Raw genomic sequence first — 26,584 nt, forward strand, 5'->3', positions numbered from 1 at the left:
CCATGGGGATCGCATGCGCATACGAGCCACCGTGGCCGCCGTCACCGGCGCCCTGGCCCTCTCCGCCCTTCTCGCTCCGGCCGCCCAGGCCGGCACGCCGGGCGACGCGAACCTGAACAAGCCGAGTGCCGCCGACCGTTTCGGCGCCTCCCCGTCCAAGTCGGCGTTCAGCACGTCCGCCGTCGAGGGCGAGCCCGTCGTGGACAAGGTGACGCTGAACTCCGGCAAGGGATTCGCCGTCGGCACCACCTACGCGAAGACCTTCACGGTGTCGATCACCGCCAGCCACCCGAGCGGCGTCCAGGACGCCTACGTGGACCTGTGGCACGGTGCCGACCTCGACCACATCGACGGCCTGCTGCTGGCGAACGAGGAGGCCGCGACCTGCACGGCCGCCAGCGCCACCACGTCCACCTGCAAGCTCACCGTCACGGCCCTGCCGGGAACCGACCTGTACATGAACGCCCTCGCCGGCACCTGGAAGGTGACCGTGGGCGTGCTCGCGGGCGACGAGAGCGTGTACTGGAACGACTTCCACACGACCCACACGGTCCAGCGGTACTCCAAGCAGACCGTCAACGCCTCCCCGGAGCCCGTGAAGAAGGGCAAGACCATCACGGTCACGGGCAAGCTGTCCCGGGCCAACTGGGAGGACTTCGAGTACCACGGCTACACCGGCCAGTCCGTGAAGCTGCAGTTCCGCAAGAAGGACTCCAGCACCTACAGCACGGTGAAGACCATCAAGACCAACTCGACCGGCAACCTCAGCACCACGGTCACCGCCGCCACGGACGGCTACTGGCGCTGGTCCTTCGCCGGCACCACGACCACCCCGGCGGTCAACGCCGCGGGTGACTTCGTCGACGTGCAGTAAGAGGCGCAGTAGGCGGGCGCAGTAAGCGCGTACGGTCGTCGTGCGCGGTCCCCGCAGGCCGGAAGGCAGGCGGAAACACGGGCGGAAACGTTTGTGCCGGCCGCGTGCGGTGACGGTTACGCCGGGTCGCGGCGGTCCACCCATCTCCAGGTGAGGTCCAGGGTGGCCGCCGCCACCGCCGCGACGCCGACCGCGACCAACGGCATCGTCACGCCGGCCGGCTTCAGCGCGAAGAAGTCCTGCAACGACGGCACCACCAGCACCAGCAGGAATCCCGCGCCCATCGCGGCCACCAGCGCGATCCGCGACCACGTGTAGGGCCGGGCGACGATCGCCAGCACCCGCATCGAGACCAGGAACAGCGTCAGCGTCGCCGCGCTGGTCTCCGCGTCCAGCGCCCCCGGCCCGGTGTAGTGCTCCCGGGCGATCAGATACGTCGCGAACGTCGCCAGCGCCGCCACCGCGCCGCCGGGAATCGCGTACCGCATGACCCGCCGTACGAAGTCCGGCCGTGCCCGTTCCTTGTTGGGCGCGAGCGCCAGGAAGAACGCGGGGACGCCGATGGTCAGCGTCGACAGCAGGGTCAGATGCCTCGGCAGGAACGGGTACTCGACCCTCGACACCGCCACCATGAGCGCGAGCAGCACCGAGTAGACCGTCTTCACCAGGAACAGGGTCGCGACGCGCGTGATGTTGCCGATCACCCGGCGGCCCTCGGCGACCACCGACGGCAGCGTGGCGAAGCTGTTGTTCAGCAGCACGATCTGCGAGACGGCCCGCGCGGCTTCCGAGCCCGACCCCATCGACACCCCGATGTCGGCGTCCTTCAGGGCCAGTACGTCGTTCACGCCGTCCCCGGTCATCGCGACCGTGTGCCCGTGCGCCCGCAGCGCGCCCACCATGTCCCGCTTCTGCCGCGGCGTGACCCGCCCGAACACCGTGCCCTCCTCCAGCTCGGTGACCATCGCGCCCCGCTCCCCGGGCAGCCGCCGCGCGTCCACCACCGACCCGGACAGCCCCAGCCGGCTCGCGACGGCGGCCACCGACACCGCGTTGTCCCCGGAGACGACCTTCGCGCGGACGTTCTGCTCGGCGAAGTACCGCAGCGTGTCCGCGGCGTCCGGGCGCAGCCGCTGCTCCAGCACGACCAGCGCCGCCGGCTCGGCACCCCGGGCGACCCCGGGATCGTCCGGAGCGCGGACCGCCCGCGCCAGCAGCAGCACCCGCAGCCCTTCCCTGTCGAGCCGCTCCGTGCGCGCGAGCGCCGGATCGCCGTCCGGCAACAACACGTCCGGCGCCCCCAGCAGCCACGTGACGCCCGGTCCGTCACCGCCGGCGCCGCTCTCGCCGCCGGTGAGGGTGGCGCCGCTGTACTTGCGGGCGGAGGAGAACGGCAGCACCCGCGTCGCGCGCCACCCGCCGTGAGCCGGGTAGGCGTCGACGATCGCCTTCAGGGAGGCGTTCGGCCGCGGATCGGACGCGCCCAGGGCGCCCAGCACGCCTCGCACCCGCGCCTCGTCCGCGCCGTTGAGGGGGATGAGCCCCGTGACGTCCATGCCGCCCTCGGTGAGCGTGCCCGTCTTGTCCAGGCAGACGGTGTCGACGCGGGCGAGTCCCTCGAGCGCGGGCAACTCCTGCACCAGGCACTGTTTCCGGCCAAGGCGGACCACTCCGATCGCGAAGGCGACGGACGTCAGCAGGACGAGGCCCTCCGGGACCATCGGCACGATGCCGGCGACGGTACGGGCCACGGAGTCCCGGACGTCGTTGTCCTTCACGACGAGCCTGCTGGAGATCAGGCCGATCGCGGTCGGCACCATCATCCACGTCACGTACCTGAGGATCGTGGAGATCCCGGAGCGCAGCTCGGAGTGGACCAGCGTGAACCGGGAGGCCTCCTCGGCGAGCTGCGCGGCGTACGCCTCCCGCCCCACCTTCGTCGCCCGGTACGCTCCGGCGCCCACCACCACGAAACTGCCCGACATGACCTGATCCCCGGGCCGCTTCCCCACCGGGTCCGCCTCCCCGGTCAGCAGCGACTCGTCGATCTCCAGTCCGTCCGCCTCCACGCACACCCCGTCCACGACGATCTTGTCGCCCGGCCCGGTCTCGATGACGTCGTCCAGCACGATCTCGGACGTGCCGACCGCGGTGGCCGTCCCCTCGCGCCGGACGGTGGGTCTGACCCGGCCGATCAGCGCGAGCGAGTCGAGGGCGCGCTTCGCCCGCCACTCCTGGACGATGCCGATGCCGGTGTTGGCGAGGATCACGAAGCCGAACAGGCCGTCCTGGATCGGCGCGACGCACAGCGTGATCACCCAGAGCACGCCGATGATCGCGTTGAACCGGGTGAAGACGTTGGCGCGGACGATGTCGAGGGTGGAGCGGCTGCTGCGCACCGGCACGTCGTTGACCTGGCCGCGCGCGACCCGCTCGGCGACCCCGGCGGCCGTCAGGCCCGCCACGGGTGCCGACCCGGACGCGGAGGACGGGGAGGGCGCGGACGCGGGCGGCACGTCACCGACGTCGGCGCCCGCGTCGGGATGCGTCATGCCTTCGACGGTACGTGCGCGACGACCGCTTCACGCGGCGAGCGCTCCGAAGGTCCCGATCGGGGCCTGCCGGCGGGAGGGGAGGGCGCGGTGGAGGGTGGAACGGGCCGGTACCGGGGGAGGAGCGAGGCGGCTATTCGGCCGACGTGGCCGGGGGCCGCCCGGCCTGCTCCGCCGCCGGCCCCGTGGGGGCGGCGGACTGTCCGGCCGCCGCCCGTGTGATCGCCGCGTCGCGCCGGCGCACGTACCAGATGCCGATGAGGCCGAGACCGGCGCCGGCCAGGCAGGTCCACACCCACCAGGTCAGGTCGCGGTCGTCGAACCAGCCGTAGAAGGGCAGCTGCGCGAGGAAGAGGACGAACCAGAGGATGGTGCCGCCGGTGATGGTGGCGACAACGGGGCCCTCCAGGGGCTCCGGCGCCTCGTGCCTGGGGGTCCACTTCGCCATGCGGCACAGCTTACGAGGTGATCGGGTCTACGCGCGCAGATGGCGGTCCGGCGACGGTGTGTTCATACTGAAACCGTTTGTCTCTGTCCATTTCTGTTCGTAGGAAACGCCAAAGCGGCTCGGGGGAAGTCCGCCGGTGATGAGGTTCCGCATGCCCACCTCGGCCCTCGCCAAGGCCCTCTCGCCCGAGCAGCCCTCCCGGCCGCCGCGGGGCGCCCTCGACCGCCGTTTCAGGATCTCCGAGCGGGGCAGCAGCCTGCCCCGCGAGATCCGCGGCGGCTTCGCCACCTTCTTCGCGATGGCCTACATCATCGTGCTGAACCCGATCATCCTGGGCGGCGCGAAGGACATGGACGGGCACCACCTGGACCACGGCCAGCTGGTGACGGCGACGGCGCTGACGGCGGCGTTCACCACCCTCCTCATGGGCGTCGTCGGCAACGTGCCCATCGCGCTGGCCGCGGGCCTCGGCGTGAACTCGGTCGTCGCGCTCCAGCTCGCGCCCCGGATGTCCTGGCCGGACGCCATGGGCATGGTCGTCCTGGCCGGCTTCGTGGTGATGCTGCTGGTCGCCACGGGTATGCGCGAGCGCGTCATGAACGCCGTGCCCCACGGGCTGCGCAAGGCCATCGCGATCGGCATCGGCCTGTTCATCATGCTGATCGGCCTGGTGGACTCCGGTTTCGTCACGCGCATGCCGGACGCCGCCGAGACCACCGTCCCGCTCCAGCTCGGCACCGGCGGTCACCTCGACGGCTGGCCGGTGCTGGTCTTCGTGCTCGGCGCGCTGCTCACGCTGGCGCTCATCGTGCGCAGGGTGCCCGGCGCGATCCTCGTCTCGATCGTCGTCATGACGGTCGTCGCGGTGATCGTGCAGGCGGTCGCCGACGTGCCGTCCTGGGGTCTGACGACGCCGGAGTGGCCGGGCAGCCCGGTCGCCACGCCCGACTTCGGGCTGATCGGCGAGGTCAGCCTGTTCGGCGGCTTCGGGAAGGTCGGCCTGCTGACCGGCGTCCTGTTCGTCTTCACCGTGCTGCTGTCCTGCTTCTTCGACGCCATGGGCACGATCATGGGCGTCAGTGACGAGGCGAAGCTGACCGACGCGCGGGGTCAGATGCCCGGCATGAGCAGGGTGCTGTTCGTGGACGGCGTCGCGGTCGCCGCGGGCGGCGCCACGTCCTCTTCGGCGACGACCTGCTTCGTGGAGTCCACGGCCGGTGTCGGCGAGGGCGCCCGTACCGGCTTCGCGAACGTCGTCACGGGCACTCTGTTCGCCCTCGCGCTGTTCCTCACGCCCGTCGCCACCATGGTGCCGTCCCAGGCCGCGACGCCCGCGCTGGTCGCGGTCGGCTTCCTGATCCTGGCCGGTTCGGTCACGGAGATCGACTGGGCGGACCACACGATCGCCGTTCCGGCCTTCGTGACGATGATGATGATGCCGTTCACCTACTCGATCACCAACGGCATCGGCATGGGCTTTTTGACCTTCGTGGTGCTGCGCCTGGCTGCCGGGCGCGGCCGGGAGGTCCCGGTGGCGATGTACGTGGTGGCCGGGGTGTTCGGCTTCTACTACCTGATGCCGGCTCTGGGCCTGACCTGACGGGGCCCGGCCCGGCGGGGCGCCGGCAGGACGCGGCCCTGCACGGGTGGGAGGGGGCCGGGCGGGCGGGACGGGTGCGGGCCTGCGAGGGGTGCGGGCCGGGCAGGAGGAGCGGGCCGGACGGGAGCGGGTCGAGCAGGGGTCACGTGAACCCGTGGAGCTTTTCCGTCTCCTCGACGGCGGTCCGGAACCGCTCGTCGAAGTCGTCGCGAGTGAGTGTGCGGATCACGTAGTCCTGGACGCTCATTCCTCTTACGGCAGCGCGGTGCCGGAGCCGTTCGAGCAGCTCCTCGTCCATCCGCAGGCTGAGCACGCTGGTCGCCATGCACACGAGGGTCACCGCAGCGGGTCCCGAGACTGCCGCTTTCCGGACATGACTCACTCGGACGGGTGACGGCGGGGATGCGGTGTCCGGAGTCACAGGCGCCCCGACGTGTCGCCGATGGTCCTTAGTCAGAGTAATGAGTTAGGCTAACAAGATGCCGGACCTTAGCCATGGCGACGACGTAGCCGCCGTGAACTCCCTGCGCTCCGCCGTGATGCGGCTGTCCCGTCGACTCAAGCACCAGCGGGTCGACGAGTCGCTCAGCCCCACCGAGATGTCGGTGCTCGGCACGCTGTCCACCTGCGGCAGCGCCACCCCGGGCGAGCTCGCCCGCAAGGAACACGTCCAGCCGCCGTCGATGACCCGCATCGTCGCGCTGCTGGAGGCGAAGGGCCTGGTCCGCCTGGAGCCGCATCCGGACGACCGTCGGCAGAAGGTCGTCACCCAGACAGAGCAGGCCATGGCGATGCTCGACGAGAGCCGCCGCAAGCGGAACGCGTTCCTGGCCGCCCTGGTGGAGGACCTGGACGAGGACGAGTGGGCGAAGATCCGCGCCGCCGCCCCCGTGCTGGAGAAGCTCGCACACCTGTAACCACTGCCCACGAGGAGGCGACGCTGTTGAGTACGGGACCCGGAGCACACTCCGCCCCCGCACCGCACACCCCCGACGAGAAGCCCGACATCCTCGACGAGAAGCCCTACACCCCCGGCAAGAGGCCGGACACCCCCGGTAAGAGGCCCGCCGCCGGGCGCCCGGGGCGCGCCTCGATGTTCAGTTCGCTGCGGATCAGGAACTACCGCCTGTTCTTCGCCGGGCAGGTCGTCTCCAACACCGGCACCTGGATGCAGCGCATCGCCCAGGACTGGCTGGTGCTCAGCCTCACCGGCTCCTCCACCGCCGTCGGTGTGACCACGGCGCTCCAGTTCCTGCCGATGCTCCTTTTCGGCCTCTACGGCGGCGTCCTGGTCGACCGCCTGCCCAAGCGGCCCGCCCTGCTGTGCACCCAGTCCTCGATGGCCCTCACCGGCCTCGCTCTCGCCTTCCTCACGCTCACCGGGCACGTCGAGGTGTGGCACGTGTACGTCGCGGCCTTCGCGGTCGGCCTCGCCACGGTCGTGGACAACCCGGCCCGCCAGTCCTTCGTCTCCGAGATGGTCGGCCCCGGACAGCTGCAGAACGCGGTCAGCCTCAACTCGGCCAACTTCCAGTCCGCCCGCCTCGTCGGCCCCGCCGTCGCCGGCCTCATGATCACCGGCGTGGGCACGGGCTGGGCGTTCCTCGCCAACGGCCTGTCGTTCGTCGCGCCCATCGTGGGCCTGCTCCTGATGCGCGGCCGTGAGCTGCACCCCGTGGAGCGCGCCCCGCGCGGCAAGGGCCAGCTCCGCGAGGGCCTGCGCTACGTCGCCGGGCGCCCCGACCTGATCTGGCCGATCGTCCTGGTCGGCTTCGTCGGCACGTTCGCCTTCAACTTCCCCGTCTACATCTCCGCCTTCGCCGACGAGGTCTTCGCGGCGGGCGCCGGCGCGTACAGCATGTTCAACACCCTGATGGCGGTCGGTTCGGTCACGGGCGCGCTGCTGGCCGCCCGGCGCGGCACCGCCCGGCTGCGCGTGCTGAGTGCCGCGGCGATGGTCTTCGGCACGATCGAGATGGTCGCCGCCGCCGTCCCGGAGCTGTGGATGTTCGCGCTGCTGATGATCCCGCTGGGCCTGTTCGGCATGACGGTCAACGTCACCGCCAACACCACCATCCAGATGGCCACCGACCCGGCCATGCGGGGCCGCGTCGTGTCCCTGTACATGATGGTCTTCCTCGGCGGCTCCCCGGTCGGCGCGCCCATCGTCGGCTGGGTCACCGACACCTACGGCGCCCGCATCGGCCTCGCGGCCGGGGGTGCGGTGGCGGCCACGGCGGCGGCGGTCATCGCCCTCGTCCTGGCCCGCGCGGGCGGCCTGCGCCTCTCGGTGGGCTGGTACCACGGCCACCCCCACGTACGGTTCGTCCCCAGGGAGCGGCAGGAGGCACTGGCACCCGTGGCGTGACGGCGGACGCGACCGCGCCGCCCGTCACCGCGGCGTCCGCGCCGTTCCCGTCCGCGCCGCCCGTCACCGCGGCGTCCGGGCCGTCCGCGACCGCCGCGTCCGATGCCGCTCGCGTCCGCGCTGTGCGCGACCGATCCGCCCGGCACCGCGGTGGCCGTGACGGGCGGATCGCCCGCCGTCACGCCGTCCGCCGCCGCGGTGGGCGTCCGTGGCCTTCGGCCGGACGCGGTGGACGCGGTGGACGCGTCGGCCGCGCGGGGGCTCGTCCCACTTCACGGGTGTGGACAGGGACGCTGGAAGACTGCTGCCCATGAGACTCTTCGCCGCCGTACTGCCCCCGGAGGACGTCACGCGGGAACTGGCCGCCGAGGTCGGCGTACTGCGCGCGCTGCCGGGCGCCGACGGCCTGCGCTGGACCGGCCGGCCCGGATGGCACCTCACGCTGGCCTTCTACGGCGAGGTGGACGACGCCCTCGTACCGGACCTGTCGGCCCGGCTGGAGCGGGCCGCCCACCGCACCGGGCCCTTCCCGCTGGCGCTGCGCGGCGGCGGGCAGTTCGGGCACGGGCGGGCGTTGTGGGCAGGCGCGCAGGGCGACCTGGCCACCCTGCGCCTGCTGGCCGACCGCGCCGGGGCCGCCGGGCGCAGGGCGGGCGTGCCGAGTGGCGAGCACCGGCCGTACGACAAGCCCCACCTCACGCTGGCGCGGGGCCGGGGCGCGGTCGACGCGGGACCGTACCTGGCGGCCCTGGACGGCTTCACGTCCCGTACATGGACCGTGCGTGACATGGCCCTGGTCCGCAGCACCCTGCCGCAGTCCGGCGTGCCCGGTGAACAGCCCCGGTACGAGGCGGTCGCCCGTTGGCCACTGGGCGCGGCCGGTTAGGCTCGGGGACGTGGACCCGAAGACCCGGAACCGGATCATGGCCGGTGTGCTCGTGCTGATGTTCGCCGCGGTGGCGGTGGCGGCGGCGCTCGGAAGGTAGCGCGCGCCGCCCCCGCCCCGCAGCGGGCCCTGATGGCAAGGCCCGCTGCCGGCTCTGCAATTACCAGGCGAACGCCTCGGGGGACGGCCCGGGACCGGGGAAGACCTCGTCGAGCCCCGTCAGCAGCTCTTCCGGCAGCTCCAGTTCCACGGCCCGCAGCGCCGACTCCAGCTGCCCGACGGTGCGCGGCCCGACGATCGGCCCCGTCACGCCCGGCCGGGTCAGCAGCCACGCCAGCGCGGCCTCGCCCGGTGCCACGCCGTGCTTGTCGAGCAGGTCCTCGTACGCCTGGATCTGGGCGCGTCCGGCCGGGTCGGCGAGGGTGTCGGCCGCCCTTCCCGAGGCACGCCGGCCGCCCTGGACCTCCTTCTTGATGACCCCGCCGAGCAGCCCGCCGTGCAGCGGCGACCACGGGATGACGCCGAGGCCGTAGTCCTGCGCGGCCGGGATCACCTCCATCTCGGCGCGGCGCTCGGCGAGGTTGTAGAGGCACTGCTCGCTGACCAGCCCGATGGTGCCGCCGCGGCGGGCGGCGGCCTCGTTGGCCTGGGCGATCTTGTAGCCGGGGAAGTTGGAGGACCCGGCGTACAGGATCTTGCCCTGCTGCACCAGCACGTCGACGGCCTGCCAGATCTCCTCGAAGGGAGTGCTGCGGTCGATGTGGTGGAACTGGTAGACGTCGATGCGGTCGGTCTGCAGCCGCTTGAGCGACGCGTCCACCGCGCGCCGGATGTTGAGCGCGGACAGCTTGTCGTGGTTGGGCCACGGCTCGCCGTCGGCGGCCATGTTCCCGTACACCTTGGTCGCGAGGACCACCTTGTCGCGGCGGTCACCGCCCTTGGCGAACCAGTTGCCGATGATGGTCTCGGTACGGCCCTTGTTCTCGCCCCAGCCGTACACGTTGGCGGTGTCGAAGAAGTTGATGCCCGCGTCCAGCGCCGCGTCCATGATGGCGTGGCTGTCGGCCTCGTCGGTCTGCGGGCCGAAGTTCATCGTGCCGAGGACGAGGCGGCTGACCTTGAGTCCGGTGCGTCCGAGCTGCGTGTACTTCATGGTCCACAAGCCAACGCGTTGAAGCGCGCTCTAGGCAAGCACCCCAGGGCGGACGTCGGCCTCCGGGGGCGGCGGTCGTGGCTCTCGCCCCTGCCGGGCCGCCCTGGTGCAGCCGCGCGGCGCGACGCCCTGCGCGGTGACGGCGAGTCGGCCGGGACTGGTCACACGTCGTAGGCCTTGCCCAGGTCCCAGCCCTGGTGCATCGCGTCCGCGAAGGCCGCCGCGATGCGGTGTTCGCCGCTGTCGTTGGGGTGCGTGCCGTCGTAGGTGTCCGTGTGGATGTCGTACGAGGGGAAGGGCGACGCCAGGAGGAGGGGGGAGCGGGGTTCGTCCAGGTCGGCCGCCGTCTTGGCGAGGAGTTCGTTGAAGCGGGTGACCTCGTCGGCGAACGGGGCGTCGTGCTCGGCGCGGATGTTGGGTATCACCGGCAGCAGCACCATCCTGATCCGGGGCCGGGCGGCCCTGGCCTCGGCGATGAACTCGCGCGCGTGCTGCGCCGTCTGTTCGGCGTTCGTGTAGAAGCCGAGGTCTATGAGGCCGAGGGAGACGAGCAGGATGTCCGCGCGGGCCGTGCGGACGGCCTCCCCGATCAGCGGGGCCATGTGCAGCCAGCCCTCGCCCCAGCCGGCCAGGTGGGCGCGCGGGAAGTCCGGGTCGGCGTACGCGTACGACGTGGGGGCGTCGGCGGTCTTGTCGTACAGCGTCTCGCGCGGGCCGACGAGCGTGAACGGGCCGCCGTAGGTGGCGCAGAGGTGCTGCCAGAGGCGGTAGCGCCACGTGTGTTCGCCCGCGCTGCCGATCGTCATCGAGTCACCGACGGGCATGAACCTGAGCATCCGCTCATGATGGGGGATCGGCGTGCCCCCGGCCGCCCCGACGGAATGTGAATCCGGCCACGCTCCGTGAAGGCGCCCGGCGGATGGCACTCTTGGGGCATGCGCCGATCGCTCGCTCTGCTCGCCGGAGTCCTCCTCGCGGGAGCCCTGGCCGTGCCCGCTTCCGTCGCCGGGAGCGCGTCCGCCGCCGACGGCGACGACGGGTTCACGATCAGGGACCCGCGCATCACCGAGTCCAGCGGGCTCGCCGCGTCCCGGCAGCACCCCGGCATCTTCTGGACGCACAACGACCAGGACCAGGGCGCCTTCCTGTACGCGGTGGACGGCGGCACGGGCGAGACCGTCGCCACCATCACCCTGACCGGCGTCGGCACCCCCCGTGACATCGAGGCCATCGCCGTGGGCCCCGACAACCGCCTGTTCGTCGGCGACATCGGCGACAACGACGGAGTGGTGTGGGACCACGTGTGGGTGTACGAACTGCCCGAACCCGCCACGCTGAAGGACCAGTCCGTGCGGGCCACGCAGTACGTCGTGAAGTACGCCGACGGCCCGCGCGACGCCGAGTCGCTGATCGTCCACCCGAAGACCGGCCGCGTCTACATCATCGACAAGCAGGAGCAGGGCGGGCACTTGTACGAGGGCCCGGACGGACTGTCCGCCTCCGGTACGAACGTCTTCCGGCCCGCCGCGCCCGTCGACCTGTGGGCCACCGACGCCGCGTTCTCGCCCGACGGCCGCCGTCTCGCCGTACGCGGTTATTTCGGCGGCATCTGGTACGACTGGAACGGCGGAAAGCTGAAGCGGCGCGGCCGGCTGAGCGTGCCGCTGCAGGGGCAGGGCGAGTCCGTGACCTACTCCACCGACGGGACCACACTGCTCTACGGGAGCGAGGGCACCGAGAGCGACGTCCAGGCCGAGGACGCGCCCGGGGCGGGCGGTGACTCCTCCGGGGGCGGCGCCTCGGGGTCGGGGAGCGGGGCGGACGGTGCCGGGGCGGGGCTGACGTCCGGGGCCGTGGCCGTGGGGGGCCTCGTGGTGCTGTTCCTGCTGTTGCGGGGAGTGTTCCGCAAGAAGGGGTGAGCCCGGCGTCGCATACGTACGCACCGACGAACACGCCGGTGTCGGCCCCGGTCTCGCCATCGTGCACAGCGTCGTCCGCGCGCACGGCGGGACCCTCGGCCTGGCGCCGCGCCCGGCCCGGAGGCCTCGTCGTCACGGTCCGCCTCCCCGGCACGCCGTAGAGGCGGTGGAGGCGGTGGACGGCGGGTCCTGCCAGCAGGCCTCGTCGGCCGGGAACGGCAGGTAACGACCGGCCGCGCGGCAGCGTTTGTACCAGCGCCGCCAGCGGGCGTCGTAGGGGGTGGGCAGCCGCCGGACGCACGGGTCCGGGGTACGGATGTCCGGCACGGTGTCCCAGCCGCCCGGCCCGGATCCGGTGAACAGGCGGGCGACCGCCTCACGAACCAGCCGGAACATGCCCCTCCGCCCCCGTGAGCGCGAGCCTGGCCCACACGCACTTCGTGTACGGGTCCTGCCGGTGCCCCCAGCTGTCGGCCAGCGCCTCCACCAGCGCGAGGCCGCGTCCGCCCTCCTCGTCCGGACGGGACCGGTGGATCGTGGGCAGCCGGTCCCGGTCCGGATCGGCGACCTCCAGGAACAGCCCGCCGTCGTCCAGGGTCAGCGTGACCCTGACCCGGGCGCTGGGGATCCGGCAGTGGGTCACGGCGTTGGTGAGCAGTTCGTTCGCCACCAGGGTGACGCTGTGGGCGAGTTCGTCTCCGACACCCCAGTCGGCGAGGGCTTTGCGGACCTGCTGACGGGCGCCGGGGACGTATCGGCGGTGCTTGGGGATGAGGAAGGTCTTGAGGGAGGGCATGGGGGTGGCGTACCTCCTGACGCTGAGTCAAGTGCAAGTGGCAATAGTCCATGAGACTAAAGACGCAGAAGCGTGACTAGCAACTAGAAGAAGTGCATACGTGCTCCTGGAAATATGTTCGGTTAGCGTCATGCTCTACATTTGGGAACGACGAGAGGGGGCTGACATGCCTGTAGGGCGGCCGACCGTACGCAGTCGCCGACTTGGAGCCGCGCTCAAGACGTACCGGCTGGCGGCGAAGATGGACCAGGTCCAGGCCGCCGAGGTGATCGCGGCGCACCAGACCAGGGTCAGCCGCATAGAGTCCGGCCACGTGTCCGCCCGCCCGCTCGAAATCCGCGCCATGCTCGACGCGTACGGAGTGCGTGACTCAGAAGTCCGGCAGAAGCTCGAGGACTTGGCCCGCCAGTCGAAGCGACGCGGCTGGTGGCTGGAGCATGCGGCACATTTGCGGCCGGACTACCTGGACCACATCGCGTTGGAGGACGATGCGACGTACATCCGGGAGTGGCAGCCGGTGATGGTGCCGGGGCTTCTGCAGACTCCGGCCTATGCGGAAGCAGTTGTCGCTGCCAGCCCTCACTACATCGAGCCGGAACGGGCCGCCCAACTGGTGAAGGTCCGCATGGGCAGGCAGGGGAAGATCGAAGAGGGCGGAGCGTCGTACACGGCCATCCTTTGGGAAGCGGTCGTCACGCATCCGCTGGTGAGCGTCGAGATCCACCGCGAGCAATTGTCCGCGATCCTTGAGGTCGGTAAACGGCGGAACGTCACGGTGCAGGTCCTGCCGTTCAGTGCGGGCTTCCTGGCCGGCTACTCCTGCGCCTTCTCTTCCTTCAGTTTCGATGAGGAACTGACCGTCGAAGCGGTCGCCATGGACAACCTGCGGGGCACGTCTGTTCTCGAAGGGGCCGAGGACCTTGCCGCTTACGCTCATGCGTTCGACCAACTACGATCGTCGGCAATGACACCGGACGCGAGCGAGAAGCTGATCCGAGGCGTTCTGCGGAGCTTGAGGGAAGACACATCGTGACCGAGGTTGTTGGCCCCTTCTGGAAGTCCTCGTACTCGGGTGCGGAGAACGCCTGCGTCGAGGTCGCCGACACGGACCCCGACGGCCGGGCCGTCCGTGACAGCAAGCGGCAGGACGGCCCCCTCGTCACCGTCTCCCGCGAGAGCTGGCAGGCGTTTGTGGGGCAGTTCGGCTGAGGCCCGTCCGGCACACCCTGCCCGTCCCCTCCCTTGCCGACTGCTGAAGGCCGGCGGTTCGTGTCCCGGCCCCTGGTGTCGACGTGGGCCCACGCCCCGGACGACGATTCAGGTGGGTGCCCGGCGCCACGGTGTCACCGCGCGGTTCCTGTCGCCGGAGGAGGGCGGGGAACTCGTGGCGCGGTACGTCCGGTCACGAGGCGGCCGGGGCCCCCTCCTGGTCCTGACCCACCTCGGGTTCGGTGGTTTCCTCCGCCACCCAGGACAGGTAGGCCTCCGACCCGCCGGTCACCGGCAGCGTGATCCACTCGGGGACGTCGTAGGGGTGCTGCTCCGTCACCCACGCCCCGAGTTCCGCGAGACGGTCCGACGTCGTCTTGTACGAGATGCGCCATTCCCGCGCCGTCTCGATGCCGCCCTGCCAGCGGTAGACGGTGCTGAACGGCCCGTCGATGTGTGCGCACGCCGCGAGCCTGCCCTCGACCGCGCCCCGGGCCAGCGTCTTCGCCTGGTTCTCGTCGTCGATGGTCGTCTGCGCGATCACGATGCCGGTCATGCCACTGCCTTTCGGGCGGGGAATGTGACGACCTTAGCCAGTGGTCGGTCGTGGACACTGCTGCTCGCGCCCGGCGTCTCCGGCTTCACCCGCGCCGTGACGTCCCGCGGACGCGACAGTCCTGTCAGACGGAATCCTCGTAGCCGGCAGGCCCGGAGAAGACGATCTGCGTGACGGCGGGCCCGTAGTCGGCCTTGACCGCGACACGGTAGAGGCCTTCGCCGGGCAGAACGATCTCCGTACTGAGTTTGCCGTCGTCGACGGCTTCATGCCGGGCCACCGTCTCCCAGCCTCCGTCGAGGGCCGTGACGGTGCACTGGACCTCAGCGGGGTCGTCCGTGCCGGTGATCACACAATCCCAAGCAGCATGGGGGGTGACGTAGTCGGGCACGGTGAGCCCGATGCCGTCCTCGGCCTGGTCCGGCCCGAGGGGTTCGTCGCGGAGGAGGAAGTCGGACACGACGCGTCGGGCGTCCTTGCCGTTGGCCATCGCCCCGTGCTGGGCGAACACCGGCATGGCACGCTGCGGCACGGCGGGCATGGACTCGCGGTGCACGGTGCCGTCCCCCCACACGTTGTAACGGCGTGGAGCCCCGGTGGGCAGACGCTTGACGGTGCCGTCCGTATCCGTGCGGAACGAGTACTCAGAGGCGTGGACGACCCCGTCGACGAGTTTCATCGACTGCACGGTGTCCTGGCGGGTGCCGACCACAGGCCACAGCTGAGGGAGATCCAACGTGCTGTGGAAAGTGGCGAAAAAGTCCTCTGCCGCACCGAACAGATCTTTGTCCCCGCCGAGATTCGCGACGTCCGCGGGCGTCAGGTGACGTACGTCGAGACCGTCCTCCACGCAGAGGAACTGCGGGAGCAGTTCATGGACGGCGGGCATGGTGGCGGCTGCCGCGGCCAGGCGGCGGTGGGGCAGCGGCAGAGGCCCGCCCTGAACGGTGTTCAGGATGTTCGCGGCGACCACGGATCCCTTGAACGGCGTGCCCAGCGTCATCACACCGCGGGTGTCGGCAGCCAGATCACTGTCCGGGCCGAGAGTGAGAGCGGCGCAGGCGACGAGGCCCCCCATGGAATGGGCGACGAACACGAGGCGGGCCGGGCGTTCGTCCACCGCTTGCCGCCTGGCCTCGTCGTGGGCGGGGTGGGCCCGCCAGCGCTGGAGGTGATCGCGTGCCTCCGTGGCGAGCCTTCGCGCGTTGACGGCGACGGGGAGACGCCAGTCGTAGGGGAAGGCCATCACCGCGTCGCGGTGGGCGACGGTGTCCTCGACGGTGCGGAGGAGCTTGTGGTAGGGCTCGAAGCCACGAAGGAAAGGGCTCCATGCGGGGAACCGCAGGAGGCGGCGTGCCCGGACGCGGGTGTAGTCGCCCGCGAGTTCCTCGGGAGTGAGCCGGAGGCCGTCGAGACCCTGTGGCGAGAGCCAGGCCTTCGCGAGCCAGGATCCATTGGCCAGACCCCAGATCGCCTTGTCGGTCCGGGTGTCGTGGAGTTCGCTGCCCATGATGCCCGGGACGACCACGACCGCGTCGTGAGTGACCTGTGGTGTGAGGTCAGGCTCCCCATAGGGAAGGGGAGTTGGCCGCGCATTACCCCTGAGCTGGTTCATGCCTGCCACAATAGTGACATGCGAAACACAGGGGCCGAGATCAGTCAGGGCCCCGCCTTAGCCGAGGACTGGTCGCCCGAGCAGCGGGTCCTGTTGACCCTGGCAGTGCGCGACTACGACGACGATTACGATGCCGCAGCCTTCGCCGAGGGAATCGACCGGCAGATCGCAGTGGTACGTGAGTGGTGGAGTACACCGGGGCCAGGGCCGACGTTCCGGCAGGTGCCCCCTCCCGTGTTGAAGACGCGCGACGACGTCGAAGACTTCCTGAGGGCGCAGCAGGTCCGGGACATGCACGGACAAGCACTCGTAGTGTTCGTGACGGGCCATGGCATCAAGGGCAGGTCCGACACGCATTTCCTGCGACTGCCGAACTCGGTCGAGTCGCGGCCCCTGTCCACCGCGATGCGTACGTCGGAGATCGTTTCGGCGGCACTGGATTCGCACGTCGACAACGTGCTGGTGATCATCAATACGTGTTTCGCGGGCAGCGTGAACGCCGAAATCGCGTCTCTCTACAAGGACATCCCGCCCAGCCGCCGAAAGCAGTGCAACCTCGATGTCCTGGCCACGTGCAGCCACGACACCAAGATCAAAGTGCTGCAATTCCCGTACCTGCTTGAACAGGCGTACAAGCGATTGCGGCGCAATGCCGGAATCACCACCCCCTACCTCAGCGTCGCCGACTTCATGGCCGAATACGCTCGGGGTCTGCGCGACGAGGAGAAGCGTCAGTTCAAAATTCGGTACGCCCTGGACGGCGGTGTCTCCGAACCGACGCCCTGCCTGCCGAACCCCGGCTACGTGCACGTCCCGGAGGCGCTCGCCGCCGTGCGGCAGGACGGGGTGCCGGCACAGGAGTACTGGCTCGACCGGGCAACCGGTCGCCCCCAGGAACAGGACCACGGGTGGTACTTCCGTGGCCGCGCCGACCTGAACCTGGCGATCGCTTCCTTCCTCGGCCACGACAGACCCCGGGGCGTCATGGTGGTCACCGGCTGCGCGGGCAGTGGCAAGTCGGCCGTACTGGCCCGCGCCGTGATGCTCAGCGACCGTCGCTTCCGGGCCGAGCCGCTCTACAAGACGGCCCAGGAATCCGCGGCACCGGAGACCTTCCCCCCGGAAAACGCCGTGACCGCCGCCGTACACGCCCGGCACCTGGACGCGGGACAGGTCGCCACCGACCTGCTGCGCGCGCTGGGCGCGGTTCCCGCCCCCGTACCACCCGCGGCCGACCGGGTGGAGGTGTGGTCGCAGCAGTTGCTGCAGCACGTCCGTGGATGCGCTCACACGGTGACGGTCGTGCTCGACGGTCTGGACGAGGCGCGGGAGCAGGCCAGGATCGTCGGTGACATCCTGACGCCACTGGCTCCGTTCTGCGAGCCGCGGATGCCGGGGCAGCGGCACGACGGCACACCCGTGGGTTCCGTGCCCGCGGTGCGGCTTTTGATCGGCGTGCGGTCCAGCAGACCGAACACGGACAGCGCCGGCGCAGCGCCCGACCCCGAGCCGGGCCTGCTCAGCGAGCTGCGGAAGACCTTCTCCGCGGTATCGGTGCTGCGCACGGACACCGAACGCAGTGAGAGCGACATCGCCGCCTACGTGGACGCGCTGATCAGTGATGTCGTCGATGAGGACGTCGTGAAGGACGTGGTGCCGCTGGTGGCCGCCCTGGTGTGGCCGTCCTTCATCGACGCCCGGCTGGCGGGGGACCAGTTGCGCCGATCCGGCGACCCCCTCGCGCTCGCGCACAGTCCGGAGTGGCAGGGCATGCTGAGACTCGGCATCCGAGGTCTCCTGCAGCGCGACCTCGCACTGGTCGAGCAGGACGGTCTTCCCTCCGATGTGGCCCTGGCCCTCCTCCAGGCCTCCGCTTTCGCCAAGGGGCAGGGTGTGCCCTGGGGAGAGATCTGGCCAACCATCGCCGGAGTCTTCCTCGCTCCGAAAAGCCTGGAGAGCGACGAGTGGGACACGATGATCGAGAGACTGCTCAACGGACGGCTCAGTGGTTACCTGGCGCACTCCGTGGAGGACAACCGGCGGGTGTACCGGCCGGCGCATGAGGAACTGGGCGAGGTGCTCCTCGGCGCGGGCGCGTCCCTTCTGAGTGCGGGCGGCCACGGTGTCTGAGACCTCCGACAGCCGGAACGCCGACATCCACCGACAGATCGCGGCCGCCTTGGCGAATCTGGTCCCCACCGATCCCACCATTCCGCCGCACCCGTATCTGCGCCGGTACCTGGCCCAGCATGCTGCCGACGGTGACGTCCTGGACGACGAGCACGTCCCGCCGGCCCTGCTCGCCTGGGAGACGAGCAGTGATGTGCGGCGGCTCCTCGCCACACGGGACGAAGGTTCCGAAGGCCGCCAGTGGTTACGGACCTGGGCCCTACTGGAGCCGTTCGCCCAGTTGGTCGACCCCCTGTCCCGGCTGTCCAGCATGCGTCTGGCGCACGACTCCACCACCCGAGAGCCCTCCCCGTCCCGCGAGAAGCGCGCGTCGGCGGCACAGGTGTTCGGCGCGGCGCCGGTGACCCCGCTGTGGAGCGACAGCTCCCCTCTGGCACCCGCCTGGACCACCGTGGCCAGGGAAGTGACGTCGCTGACCACCGTGGCGGGCGCCGAGGGACGAGCCGAGGCGGTAGCCGTCGGCGACAGCGGCGGAACACTGCGGATTCTGCGCCGGGACGGCAGCCTCGCCCACAGGCCGGTCCCGGTGCACCACGGCGCGATCACTCATCTGCTGGCGCTCCCGGGCGGCCTTGTGGTGACCGCCGGCACCGACGGGTGCGTGACCGTCGTGGACACCGCGCACGGAAGACCCGGGCGCCAAGTCGTCATCCACCGGCCGAAGACCTGGGTCAGCTCCCTGACCCTCCACCGGGTGGACGGACACCTGCCGCTGGTGCTGACGGCGTTCAGCGACGGACACGTCGCGGCCTTCGACACCGGCAGGTACCAGACCTGGGATGTGCCGCTTCCCGAGCTCCAGGACTCCCAGGCGGTCCTCTGCGGCGTCACCCGCGCCGATGACCACGCCTGCCTTCTGTTCACCACACATGACAAGGTGCACCTCTTCGACGGCCGTACCGTGGTCGCGCACTCCCAGCACCCGGCACCGGTTCGCGCACTCCTTTCCCTTCCCCAGCCGAACCTGTACGCGGTGGCCGACGAGGGCGGAAACCTGTCGGTGCACGATCTCTCGGACACCAGTGGCAGCTCCACGCCCGTGGCAACCGCAGTCCACCGGGCTCCGGTGACCGCGCTGCTGCTCACGTCCGTGGACGGCCGTCCCGCTCTCGCCTCGTCAGCCGGTGACGGGACAGTGCGGCTGTGGCTGCTGCCGCATCTGCAACCCGTCGGCGGCGACCTGGCCGCGCACGACGGACCGGTCAACGCCATGACCCGTCTGCCGGACGATGCCCACGACCGCCTCCTGACGGGGGGAGCCGACCGCATGGTGCGCCGTTGGCCGGTCGGCCGCCCCACCTTCACGCGGCCGCCGCGCGCCTGGAGCCGGATCACCGCCCGGGCGCTGTCCCCCGCCCCCCACCTTCTCGCCGTGGCCCGGGCGGCCCGGGTGGTGGTGAGGGATCTGGCGTCGGGTCACCAGCGCACCATGCTGAAGGGGCACGAGGTGACCGCGCTCGCGTGGCCCAGACTCCAGGGCCGTCCCGTCTTGGCCGCCGCCCTGAGCGACAACAGCGTCATCTGCGTCGATCCCGTCACGGGACACCGGATCGGTGCCCCGCTGATCGGCCACTTCCTGCCGGTCAAGACCCTGGTGGCCGTGTCCGCGTCCCGCGGGGAACTGCTCATCAGCGGGAGCAGTGACGGCCGGCTCTGCGTGTGGGACCTGTCGTCGGGCGAGTTGCTGAAAGACATCGGCGACCACCAGTACACCGTTCACTGCCTGGCGACCCGGCAGGTCTCCGGCACGACGCTGGTCGCCTCGGGCGGCGGCGACGGCCGCGTACGCGTATGGGACATGAACACACTCGAGCAGCACGGCCGGACGATCGACTGCGATCAGGACGTCATCAACGACCTGACCTTCGTGCAGGAACGAGGCAGACTGCTCGTCGTGAGCGCGGGCCGGGACGGCACGCTCAAGCTGTGGGACGACCGCACAGGCGAGAAGACGGGGGAGCTTGTCTTCCGGGACGGTGAACTGAGCGCGGTCACCTCCATGCACCTGCCACAGGACAGGACGGCGCTCGCGGCGGCCGGGGCGACCAGCATCCACGTGTGGGACACCACCACGCACCGGCAGTTGCTGCGCATCGTGACGGGCTCGCCGGTCCATGCCCTCAAGACCGTCCAGGACCCGGGTGGCGAGAAGTACTCCATCCTGCTCGCCGCCGGCGTATCAGGAACCATGGCTTTCCGCCTGCAGCACGAACAACTGTGGTGAGCGTGCGCCGCCCGCATGCCTCAACGCTCCAGCGATGCGCCGAAGCGCTGTCACGTTCCCGGCGGACAGGGCGCAGAACCTGACGAGAGAATCTGCAGTCACGCCGATCGGACGCCGAAGATTCCGTCCGGATGCCAGCACCGTACGAGTGAGGATCAATGACTGTTGCGTTAGCCGTCCGCCCCCCGGCAGCAGCTGATGCGCTTCCTTCAGCAGCGCCGCCGGTCCCCTGGCCGAGCAGAACCGGATGCCAGAAGGGGCAAGGATGACTCTTCCGCCCGTCACTCTCCGACCGGCTCCGGAGGACGGCGTGTGGCGCCTCGGTTTGGCCCACGATCCGCTCGTGTACAACCAGGTGGAGCCCGAGACGGTCATGGGGTCCGCGGCCGGCCGCTTCAGCCTCTTCTCCTACGGCATGCTCTACTGCGCGTCCGCGCCCGCCGGCTGCTACGCCGAAGCCCTGGCGCCCTTCAGGGTCGACCCCCGGGTGCGCGATCTGATGGGCGATGCCGCCACTGGAGGCACGGGTCTGATGGCTGTGGGAGATCTCGCTTCCAGCTGGCGCGCGGAGCGGATCCTGGTGCGCCTCGTCCCCTCACCGCAAGCCCGCTTCCTCGACGTGGAGACGGAGCAGACGCGCCGAGCGCTCGCCGCCCTCCTCAAGGACGAGTTGAGGGAACTGAACCTGCAAGGCCCGCTGGAAAACCATCACATCCACGGTCCGAACCGTGGCATCGCCCGCCAGATCGCCGCGTGGGCCGTTGCCCAGCGCAACAGTGACGGCCACCAGTCGATACAGGGCATCACCTATCGCTCCAGCTACGGCAGACGACAGTGCTGGGCGATTCTCCGTGACACCGAACTGAAAGAGGAGGAACGGCGGCCCATCAGGCTGGAGGACGTGGACCTGCACGACGTGGCCCGTGAGTACGGGCTGACGGTGAGGTGAGCGACTGCGTTCACCGGCTCTGTGCGCTGTCGTTGGACTCGGTAGCAGCAAGCGGCAAGTCACACTTCTGCAACCTGATGCCCCGTCGTGAACGCCCTGTTCACGACCCTTTCTCTAGGCCAGACGAGGGAATTGAGGTGTGTTTTACAGGGGTAAAGGCATGGAGTAGGCGGTGGGGAAACGGGTAATCTTTAGTCAACCGCAGTGAGGAGCGAACATGTTGATCTACGCCAGCGCCGTCAGCGCCGGCTTACCCGGCCCGGCGCCTCGGATTCCGTCCGGTGCCACACGTACGCACGTCAACGTCCCGGCTTCCTCAAAGCAAAGGCGGTGCGCTGCCTCCACAGGCCGGCAGCGCAGATGCGCTCTCGCGGCTCCCCGCAGCCGCTGACCGAGTTCTCGCACGCCCCATGCTTCGCGCGTCAACGCGCCCGCCTCCGCCGCGTCCCTTGCGGCGGTGAAACGAGGAGACCATGCAGACCCAGCGAGAGAACACCGCCCAAGCCGCAGACCGAGCCCTCCGCGACACCGCTGAGCAGTCCATCGCCGAGATCGCGCGCTTCTTGCAGGAGACCTTCAGTCAGCGCGTCACGGCCCATATCGCCAGGGTGGAAGACCCCAAGCAGGTCGGTCGATGGGCGAGGTCGCAGAACGCCCCCCGCTTCGACTCGGAATGCCGACTGCGGACCGCCTACCAGGTCTTCACCTACATCGCCAACTGCGAGAACGAGCACATCGCGCGCGCCTGGATGATGGGAATGAACCCCCAGCTCGAGGACGACTCGCCGATCCAGGCCATCGCCGACGAGCGGTTCAAAGAAGTCATGGCTGCCGCCCGCTCATTCCGCCGCGGCGATCTCTGACAGGATTCCCGCCGGTCACGGAGAGCGGCGCACCCCTCGGACCTGCGCTCGCCGTGCGGCTCCTGCGCGCCCTCGTTCCACCCGGTGCACGAACGGCAAGGGCGCCCGACGTTCCGCCGGGCGCCCCTCATAGTCGTACCGCGAAAGCTACCGCTACAGCTTCTCGATCACATGATCCACGCACTTCGTCAGCGCCTCGACGTCCGCCGGGTCGATCGCCGGGAACATCGCCACGCGGAGCTGGTTGCGGCCCAGCTTGCGGTACGGCTCGGTGTCCACGATGCCGTTGGCGCGCAGGACCTTCGCCACCGCCGCGGCGTCGACCTCGTCCGTGAAGTCGATCGTGCCGATGACCGCCGACCGCTTCGCCGGGTCCGTGACGAACGGGTTCGCGAACTTCACGTCCTCCGCCCAGCCGTACAGCGTTCGCGCGGACGTCGCCGTGCGGCGGACCGCCCAGTCCAGGCCGCCCTGGCCGTTGATCCACTCGAGCTGCTGGTTCAGCAGGAAGAGGGTCGACAGCGCCGGGGTGTTGTACGTCTGGTTCTTGCGGGAGTTGTCGATCGCCGTCGGCAGGGAGAAGAACTCCGGGACGTGGCGGCCGGACGCGTGGATGCGCTCGGCGCGCTCGATCGCGGCCGGCGAGAACACGCCGATCCACAGGCCGCCGTCCGAGGCGAAGGACTTCTGCGGCGCGAAGTAGTAGACGTCCGTCTCCGCGACGTCCACCGGCAGGCCGCCCGCGCCCGACGTGGCGTCGACCAGCACCAGCGCGCCCTCGTCGGCGCCCGCCACCCGCTTGATCGGCATGGCGACACCGGTCGAGGTCTCGTTGTGGGTGAACGCGTACACGTCCACGCCCGCCCCGGCGACCGGCTCGGGGTGCGTGCCCGGGTCGGCGGAGATGACGTCGGGCTCGGCAAGCCAGGGGGCCAGCCTGGCGGCCTTGGCGAACTTGGAGGAGAACTCGCCGAAGCTGAGGTGCTGCGACCTGTTCTCGATCAGACCGTGCGTCGCGACGTCCCAGAACGCGGTGGAGCCGCCGTTGCCGAGGATCACCTCGTAGCCGTCGGGGAGCTGGAACAGCTCGCGGATGCCCTCGCGGACCTGGCCGACCAGGTTCTTCACGGGCGCCTGGCGGTGGGAGGTGCCGAGGAGGGACGTACCGGTCGCGGCGAGCGCGTCCAGCGCCTCCGTCCGCACCTTGGAGGGACCCGCGCCGAAACGACCGTCCGCGGGCTTGATGTCAGAGGGAATCCGGATCTCAGCCACGCAGGGAGCGTAGCCCGTCCGGGAAACCTGGGCGAAACGTCGTCCGTTCGGTGAGACGAGGACGCGCGGGGACGGGACAGCCGGCCGGTTCGTGTCCCGTCCCCGGCTCCCGTCCCTCCCCGGCTCGCGGGGGCCCGTGTGCCCCGCACTCTCGCCCGCACCCGCCCGTGCGCTGTTTCCTTGGACGTATGACCGATCTCGAGGGCGCACTGCGCGCGCAGGTGCGGGGCGACGTGGACTTCTCCGTCACCGCCCGCGCGCTGACCACCATGGACGCCTCCAACTACCGGCGTGTGCCGCTCGGCGTCGTCGCGCCGCGCGACGCCGACGACGTGGCGGCCGTACTCGCCGCCTGCCGGGAGCGGGGCGTGCCCGTCGTGGCGCGCGGGGGCGGGACGTCCATCGCCGGGCAGGCCACCGGCACCGGCGTCGTCCTCGACTTCACCCGCCACATGAACCGGGTGCTCGGGATCGATCCCGGCGCGCGGACCGCCGTCGTGCAGCCCGGGGCCGTACTCGACCGGTTGCAGGACGCCGCCGCGCCGCACGGGCTGCGCTTCGGCCCCGACCCCGCCACCCACAGCCGCTGCACCCTCGGCGGCATGATCGGCAACAACTCCTGCGGCTCCCACTCCGTCGCCTGGGGGACCACCGCCGACAGCGTCCGGGAGTTGTCCGTCCTCACCGCGCGCGGCGAGCGGCTCAGGCTCCGGCAGGGCTGGGAGGGCACCCCCGAGGGGCTGCGCCGGCTGGTCGACGGCGAACTCGCGCGGCTGCGCACCGGGTTTCCCGACCTGCCCCGCCGTATCTCCGGGTACGCCCTGGACGCCCTGCTTCCCGAGAACGGTGCCGACGTCGCCCGTTCCTTCTGCGGTTCCGAAGGCACCCTCGGCATCCTCACGGAGGCCGTCGTACGGCTCGTCGACGCGCCCCGCGCGCGGGCGCTCGCCGTGCTCGGGTACGCCGACGAGAGCGCCGCGGCCGAGGCCGCCCACGGTCTGCTGCCGCACCGGCCGCTCACGGTGGAGGGCATGGCCGCCGACCTGGTGCCCGAGCCGGAGGCGGGTGCGCTGCCGCGTGGCGGCGCCTGGCTGTTCGTGGAGACCGGCGGCGGGTCGCCCGGCGAGGCACGCGCGCGCGCCGAGGCGATCGTGCGGGCCGCCGACGCGCTCGACGCCCTGGTCGTGACCGACCCCGCCGCACAGCGTGCCCTGTGGCGCATCCGGGAGGACGCCAGCGGTACCGCGACCCGTATGCCGGACGGCACGGAGGCCTGGCCCGGCTGGGAGGACTGCGCGGTGCCGCCCGCCCGGCTCGGCCCGTACCTGCGCGCGTTCCGGGAGCTGCTGGCCGGCCACGGGCTGCGCGGCACGCCGTACGGGCACTTCGGCGACGGCTGCATCCACGTGCGCATCGACTTCGATCTGCTGTCGGCCCCGGGGGTCGCCCGCTTCCGGCGGTTCTCCGAGGAACTCGCCGACCTCGTCGTCGCCCACGGGGGCTCCCTGAGCGGCGAGCACGGCGACGGGCAGGCCCGCGCCGAACTGCTGCCCCGGATGTACGGCGTCGACATGGTGACCCTGTTCGAGCGGGTCAAGGGGGTGTGGGACCCCGACGACCTGCTGAATCCCGGGATGCTGGTGCGCCCGGCCCCGCTGGACGCCAACCTTCGTTTCGCGTCCCTGGCCCACCGTCCCGGCCCGGTCGACGTCGCCTTCGGCTACCCCGCCGACGGGGGTGACTTCTCCGCCGCCGTACGGCGCTGCGTCGGCGTCGCCAAGTGCCGTACGACGTCGGTGACGGGCGGCTCTGCCGTGATGTGCCCGTCCTTCCGGGTGACCGGTGAGGAGCGGCACTCCACGCGCGGGCGCGCCCGGCTGCTGCACGAGATGCTCGCCGGGGAGGTCGTCCGGGACGGCTGGGCGTCCACCGAGGTGCGGGACGCGCTCGATCTGTGCCTGTCCTGCAAGGGCTGCCGCTCCGACTGCCCGGTCGGGGTCGACATGGCCACGTACAAGGCCGAGTTCCTGCACCGGCACTACGCCGGGCGGCGCCGGCCCGCCTCACACCACTCGATGGGGCGGCTGCCGGTGTGGCTGCGCTGGGCGGCGGCCCTGCGGCTGGCCGGGACGGTCAACACCCTCGGGTCCGTCCGGCCCCTCGCCGCGCTCGCCAGGCGGGTCGGCGGCATCGCGCCCGAGCGGACGCTCCCGCGGCTCGCGCGGGAGACGTTCACGAGGTGGTGGCGCGGCCGGCGCCCGGCCGGCCCGGCTCGGGGGCCCCTCGTCATCCTGTGGCCCGACACGTTCACCGAGCACCTGTCGCCGTCCGTGGGCCGCGCGGCCGTACGGGTGCTGGAGGCGGCGGGGCTGCGCGTCGCCCTCCCGCCCACGCTGTACCCCCGGCAGGCGCGCGTGGGCGACGGCCGGTCGCGACTCCTCGACCCGCTGCCGTTCCTGCGCCCCCGGCCCCGGGTCTGCTGCGGACTCACGTACGTCTCCACGGGTCAGCTCGATCACGCCCGCACCGTCATGCGCCGCACCCTCGACCTGATGACGCCCGTGCTGGAAGCCGGCACCCCCGTGGTGGTCCTGGAACCGAGCTGCGCGGCGGCCCTGCGCACGGACCTGCCCGAGCTGCTGCACGACGACCCGCGCGCGGCACGCCTCGCCGCCCGGGTCGTCACCTTCGCCGAGGCGCTGGAGCGTCTCGCCCCCGACTGGAGCCCGCCCCGCCTCGACCGGCCGGTGACCGGCCAGACCCACTGCCACCAGCACGCCGTGCTGGGCGACGCCGCCGACCGCCGGCTGCGCGCCGCGGCGGGCCTCACAGGCGAACCGGTGGGCGGCTGCTGCGGGCTCGCCGGGAATTTCGGCTTCGAGAAGGGCCACTACGACGTCTCCGTGGCCTGCGCGGAGGAGCAGTTGCTTCCGGCCGTACGGTCCGCCCCGGCCGGGGCGGAGATCCTGGCCGACGGGTACTCGTGCCGCACGCAGCTGGAACAGCTCGCCGGGGTGCGGGGCAGGCACCTCGCGGAGGTGCTGGCCCACGCCCTGGAACAGGATCATTGAGGGCGGCGCCCGCCCGGCAAAGTCCATTGCCATGTACTG

23 protein-coding genes and 1 pseudogene are annotated in these 26,584 nt (G+C 71.0%); 14 read left to right on the top strand and 10 right to left on the bottom strand.

All coding sequences use genetic code 11. From position 1 onward, the window contains the following. Positions 1 to 13 precede the first annotated feature (13 nt). Positions 14 to 874 (top strand): DUF5707 domain-containing protein, encoded by an 861-nt coding sequence (locus ABZ354_RS07225; RefSeq protein ID WP_358653865.1) that lies wholly within the window; start codon positions 14 to 16, stop codon positions 872 to 874. Positions 875 to 990: 116 nt separating this feature from the next. Here ABZ354_RS07225 and ABZ354_RS07230 read toward each other — a convergent pair whose 3' ends face one another. Both ABZ354_RS07230 and ABZ354_RS07235 read right to left on the bottom strand, forming a co-directional pair. After that, complete coding sequence (locus tag ABZ354_RS07230) at positions 991 to 3,426, bottom strand: HAD-IC family P-type ATPase (protein WP_358653867.1); 2,436 nt, start codon at positions 3,424 to 3,426, stop codon at positions 991 to 993. Positions 3,427 to 3,559: 133 nt separating this feature from the next. After that, a complete protein-coding gene (locus ABZ354_RS07235) occupies positions 3,560 to 3,874 on the bottom strand; it encodes a DUF2530 domain-containing protein (RefSeq protein ID WP_358653869.1) in 315 nt (104 codons plus the stop codon). 151 nt (positions 3,875 to 4,025) lie between these two features. On the opposite strand from ABZ354_RS07235, the gene ABZ354_RS07240 reads away from it, so the two are divergent. Continuing rightward, complete coding sequence (locus ABZ354_RS07240; protein WP_358653871.1) at positions 4,026 to 5,474, top strand: NCS2 family permease; 1,449 nt, start codon at positions 4,026 to 4,028, stop codon at positions 5,472 to 5,474. 142 nt (positions 5,475 to 5,616) lie between these two features. Here the strand turns inward: ABZ354_RS07240 and ABZ354_RS07245 are convergent, their stop codons facing one another. Continuing rightward, a complete protein-coding gene (locus ABZ354_RS07245) occupies positions 5,617 to 5,799 on the bottom strand; it encodes a ribbon-helix-helix protein, CopG family (RefSeq protein WP_358653873.1) in 183 nt (60 codons plus the stop codon). Positions 5,800 to 5,953: 154 nt separating this feature from the next. On the opposite strand from ABZ354_RS07245, the gene ABZ354_RS07250 reads away from it, so the two are divergent. The 3 genes from ABZ354_RS07250 to thpR all read left to right on the top strand — a co-directional run bounded on the left by ABZ354_RS07250 (position 5,954) and on the right by thpR (position 8,728). Then, positions 5,954 to 6,391, top strand: coding sequence for a MarR family transcriptional regulator (locus ABZ354_RS07250; protein WP_358653875.1), 438 nt, complete (start codon positions 5,954 to 5,956; stop codon positions 6,389 to 6,391). A 26-nt stretch (positions 6,392 to 6,417) separates the two neighbouring features. Continuing rightward, entirely contained in the window at positions 6,418 to 7,842 is a 1,425-nt protein-coding gene (locus ABZ354_RS07255; protein ID WP_358653877.1) for an MFS transporter, read from the top strand. 310 nt (positions 7,843 to 8,152) lie between these two features. Continuing rightward, entirely contained in the window at positions 8,153 to 8,728 is a 576-nt protein-coding gene (thpR, locus tag ABZ354_RS07260; RefSeq protein WP_358653879.1) for an RNA 2',3'-cyclic phosphodiesterase, read from the top strand. A gap of 160 nt (positions 8,729 to 8,888) precedes the next feature. On the opposite strand, the gene ABZ354_RS07265 is transcribed toward thpR, so the two are convergent. Both ABZ354_RS07265 and ABZ354_RS07270 read right to left on the bottom strand, forming a co-directional pair. After that, positions 8,889 to 9,881 carry an aldo/keto reductase gene (locus ABZ354_RS07265; protein ID WP_358653881.1) on the bottom strand — a complete coding sequence of 331 codons (993 nt, stop codon included), beginning with the start codon at positions 9,879 to 9,881 and terminating at the stop codon, positions 8,889 to 8,891. A gap of 161 nt (positions 9,882 to 10,042) precedes the next feature. Continuing rightward, positions 10,043 to 10,717: an SGNH/GDSL hydrolase family protein gene (locus ABZ354_RS07270; protein WP_358653883.1), complete on the bottom strand. Its 675-nt coding sequence runs from the start codon at positions 10,715 to 10,717 to the stop codon at positions 10,043 to 10,045. A 99-nt stretch (positions 10,718 to 10,816) separates the two neighbouring features. Between ABZ354_RS07270 and ABZ354_RS07275 the strand changes: the two genes are divergently transcribed. Next, positions 10,817 to 11,800: a WD40 repeat domain-containing protein gene (locus ABZ354_RS07275; protein WP_358653885.1), complete on the top strand. Its 984-nt coding sequence runs from the start codon at positions 10,817 to 10,819 to the stop codon at positions 11,798 to 11,800. 16 nt (positions 11,801 to 11,816) lie between these two features. Beyond that, positions 11,817 to 11,961 (top strand): annotated as a pseudogene (locus tag ABZ354_RS07280) (ATP-binding protein); the annotation flags it as partial. Here ABZ354_RS07280 and ABZ354_RS07285 read toward each other — a convergent pair. Beyond that, positions 11,933 to 12,196, bottom strand: a complete 264-nt coding sequence (locus tag ABZ354_RS07285; RefSeq protein WP_358653887.1) for a hypothetical protein — start codon at positions 12,194 to 12,196, stop codon at positions 11,933 to 11,935. The pseudogene ABZ354_RS07280 and the gene ABZ354_RS07285 overlap by 29 nt on opposite strands. Then, the gene (locus ABZ354_RS07290; protein WP_358653889.1) at positions 12,177 to 12,596 is read right to left on the bottom strand and encodes an ATP-binding protein; all 420 of its coding nucleotides are present in this window, start codon (positions 12,594 to 12,596) and stop codon (positions 12,177 to 12,179) included. The genes ABZ354_RS07285 and ABZ354_RS07290 overlap by 20 nt, the downstream gene beginning before the upstream one ends. Before the next feature lie 166 nt (positions 12,597 to 12,762). Between ABZ354_RS07290 and ABZ354_RS07295 the strand changes: the two genes are divergently transcribed. Next, entirely contained in the window at positions 12,763 to 13,629 is an 867-nt protein-coding gene (locus ABZ354_RS07295; protein ID WP_358653891.1) for a helix-turn-helix transcriptional regulator, read from the top strand. Beyond that, positions 13,626 to 13,805 carry a DUF397 domain-containing protein gene (locus ABZ354_RS07300; protein WP_358653893.1) on the top strand — a complete coding sequence of 60 codons (180 nt, stop codon included), beginning with the start codon at positions 13,626 to 13,628 and terminating at the stop codon, positions 13,803 to 13,805. The genes ABZ354_RS07295 and ABZ354_RS07300 overlap by 4 nt, the downstream gene beginning before the upstream one ends. A 193-nt stretch (positions 13,806 to 13,998) precedes the next feature. Here the strand turns inward: ABZ354_RS07300 and cutA are convergent, their stop codons facing one another. Together cutA and ABZ354_RS07310 are read right to left on the bottom strand one after the other, a co-directional pair. Next, the gene (cutA, locus tag ABZ354_RS07305; protein ID WP_358653895.1) at positions 13,999 to 14,361 is read right to left on the bottom strand and encodes a divalent-cation tolerance protein CutA; all 363 of its coding nucleotides are present in this window, start codon (positions 14,359 to 14,361) and stop codon (positions 13,999 to 14,001) included. A 124-nt stretch (positions 14,362 to 14,485) separates the two neighbouring features. Then, a complete protein-coding gene (locus tag ABZ354_RS07310; protein WP_358653897.1) occupies positions 14,486 to 15,889 on the bottom strand; it encodes a hypothetical protein in 1,404 nt (467 codons plus the stop codon). A gap of 9 nt (positions 15,890 to 15,898) precedes the next feature. Between ABZ354_RS07310 and ABZ354_RS07315 the strand changes: the two genes are divergently transcribed. From ABZ354_RS07315 to ABZ354_RS07330, 4 genes are all read left to right on the top strand, one after another. Continuing rightward, positions 15,899 to 18,106, top strand: a complete 2,208-nt coding sequence (locus tag ABZ354_RS07315) for an AAA family ATPase (RefSeq protein ID WP_358653899.1) — start codon at positions 15,899 to 15,901, stop codon at positions 18,104 to 18,106. Then, on the top strand, positions 18,099 to 20,390 hold the full coding sequence (locus ABZ354_RS07320; protein WP_358653901.1) for a hypothetical protein: 2,292 nt from the start codon (positions 18,099 to 18,101) through the stop codon (positions 20,388 to 20,390). The genes ABZ354_RS07315 and ABZ354_RS07320 overlap by 8 nt, the downstream gene beginning before the upstream one ends. 265 nt (positions 20,391 to 20,655) lie before the next feature. Continuing rightward, positions 20,656 to 21,339, top strand: coding sequence for an RES domain-containing protein (locus ABZ354_RS07325; protein ID WP_358653903.1), 684 nt, complete (start codon positions 20,656 to 20,658; stop codon positions 21,337 to 21,339). A gap of 473 nt (positions 21,340 to 21,812) precedes the next feature. Continuing rightward, positions 21,813 to 22,202, top strand: a complete 390-nt coding sequence (locus ABZ354_RS07330; RefSeq protein WP_358653905.1) for an XRE family transcriptional regulator — start codon at positions 21,813 to 21,815, stop codon at positions 22,200 to 22,202. Positions 22,203 to 22,355: 153 nt separating this feature from the next. Here the strand turns inward: ABZ354_RS07330 and serC are convergent, their stop codons facing one another. Further along, positions 22,356 to 23,474 (bottom strand): phosphoserine transaminase, encoded by a 1,119-nt coding sequence (gene serC / locus ABZ354_RS07335; RefSeq protein ID WP_358653907.1) that lies wholly within the window; start codon positions 23,472 to 23,474, stop codon positions 22,356 to 22,358. Between the two features lie 188 nt (positions 23,475 to 23,662). On the opposite strand from serC, the gene ABZ354_RS07340 reads away from it, so the two are divergent. Further along, positions 23,663 to 26,545 carry an FAD-binding and (Fe-S)-binding domain-containing protein gene (locus tag ABZ354_RS07340; protein WP_358653909.1) on the top strand — a complete coding sequence of 961 codons (2,883 nt, stop codon included), beginning with the start codon at positions 23,663 to 23,665 and terminating at the stop codon, positions 26,543 to 26,545. Positions 26,546 to 26,584 lie beyond the last annotated feature (39 nt).

Origin of the sequence: Streptomyces sp. NPDC005925 (genome assembly GCF_040638805.1) — a bacterium.
In the GTDB taxonomy this organism is placed as follows: Bacteria; Actinomycetota; Actinomycetes; order Streptomycetales; family Streptomycetaceae; genus Streptomyces.

Bases quoted from the DNA above. Each gene is read 5' to 3' on its own strand.
- ABZ354_RS07270 (WP_358653883.1), bottom strand. From the start codon at position 10,717: ATGCTCAGGTTCATGCCCGTCGGTGACTCGATGACGATCGGCAGCGCG.
- ABZ354_RS07265 (WP_358653881.1), bottom strand. From the start codon at position 9,881: ATGAAGTACACGCAGCTCGGACGCACCGGACTCAAGGTCAGCCGCCTC.
- cutA (WP_358653895.1), bottom strand. From the start codon at position 14,361: ATGACCGGCATCGTGATCGCGCAGACGACCATCGACGACGAGAACCAG.
- ABZ354_RS07285 (WP_358653887.1), bottom strand. From the start codon at position 12,196: ATGTTCCGGCTGGTTCGTGAGGCGGTCGCCCGCCTGTTCACCGGATCC.
- ABZ354_RS07245 (WP_358653873.1), bottom strand. From the start codon at position 5,799: ATGGCGACCAGCGTGCTCAGCCTGCGGATGGACGAGGAGCTGCTCGAA.
- ABZ354_RS07330 (WP_358653905.1), top strand. From the start codon at position 21,813: ATGCAGACCCAGCGAGAGAACACCGCCCAAGCCGCAGACCGAGCCCTC.
- ABZ354_RS07295 (WP_358653891.1), top strand. From the start codon at position 12,763: ATGCCTGTAGGGCGGCCGACCGTACGCAGTCGCCGACTTGGAGCCGCG.
- ABZ354_RS07225 (WP_358653865.1), top strand. From the start codon at position 14: ATGCGCATACGAGCCACCGTGGCCGCCGTCACCGGCGCCCTGGCCCTC.
- ABZ354_RS07325 (WP_358653903.1), top strand. From the start codon at position 20,656: ATGACTCTTCCGCCCGTCACTCTCCGACCGGCTCCGGAGGACGGCGTG.
- thpR (WP_358653879.1), top strand. From the start codon at position 8,153: ATGAGACTCTTCGCCGCCGTACTGCCCCCGGAGGACGTCACGCGGGAA.
- ABZ354_RS07240 (WP_358653871.1), top strand. From the start codon at position 4,026: ATGCCCACCTCGGCCCTCGCCAAGGCCCTCTCGCCCGAGCAGCCCTCC.
- ABZ354_RS07290 (WP_358653889.1), bottom strand. From the start codon at position 12,596: ATGCCCTCCCTCAAGACCTTCCTCATCCCCAAGCACCGCCGATACGTC.
- ABZ354_RS07250 (WP_358653875.1), top strand. From the start codon at position 5,954: ATGCCGGACCTTAGCCATGGCGACGACGTAGCCGCCGTGAACTCCCTG.
- ABZ354_RS07230 (WP_358653867.1), bottom strand. From the start codon at position 3,426: ATGACGCATCCCGACGCGGGCGCCGACGTCGGTGACGTGCCGCCCGCG.
- ABZ354_RS07275 (WP_358653885.1), top strand. From the start codon at position 10,817: ATGCGCCGATCGCTCGCTCTGCTCGCCGGAGTCCTCCTCGCGGGAGCC.
- ABZ354_RS07235 (WP_358653869.1), bottom strand. From the start codon at position 3,874: ATGGCGAAGTGGACCCCCAGGCACGAGGCGCCGGAGCCCCTGGAGGGC.
- ABZ354_RS07340 (WP_358653909.1), top strand. From the start codon at position 23,663: ATGACCGATCTCGAGGGCGCACTGCGCGCGCAGGTGCGGGGCGACGTG.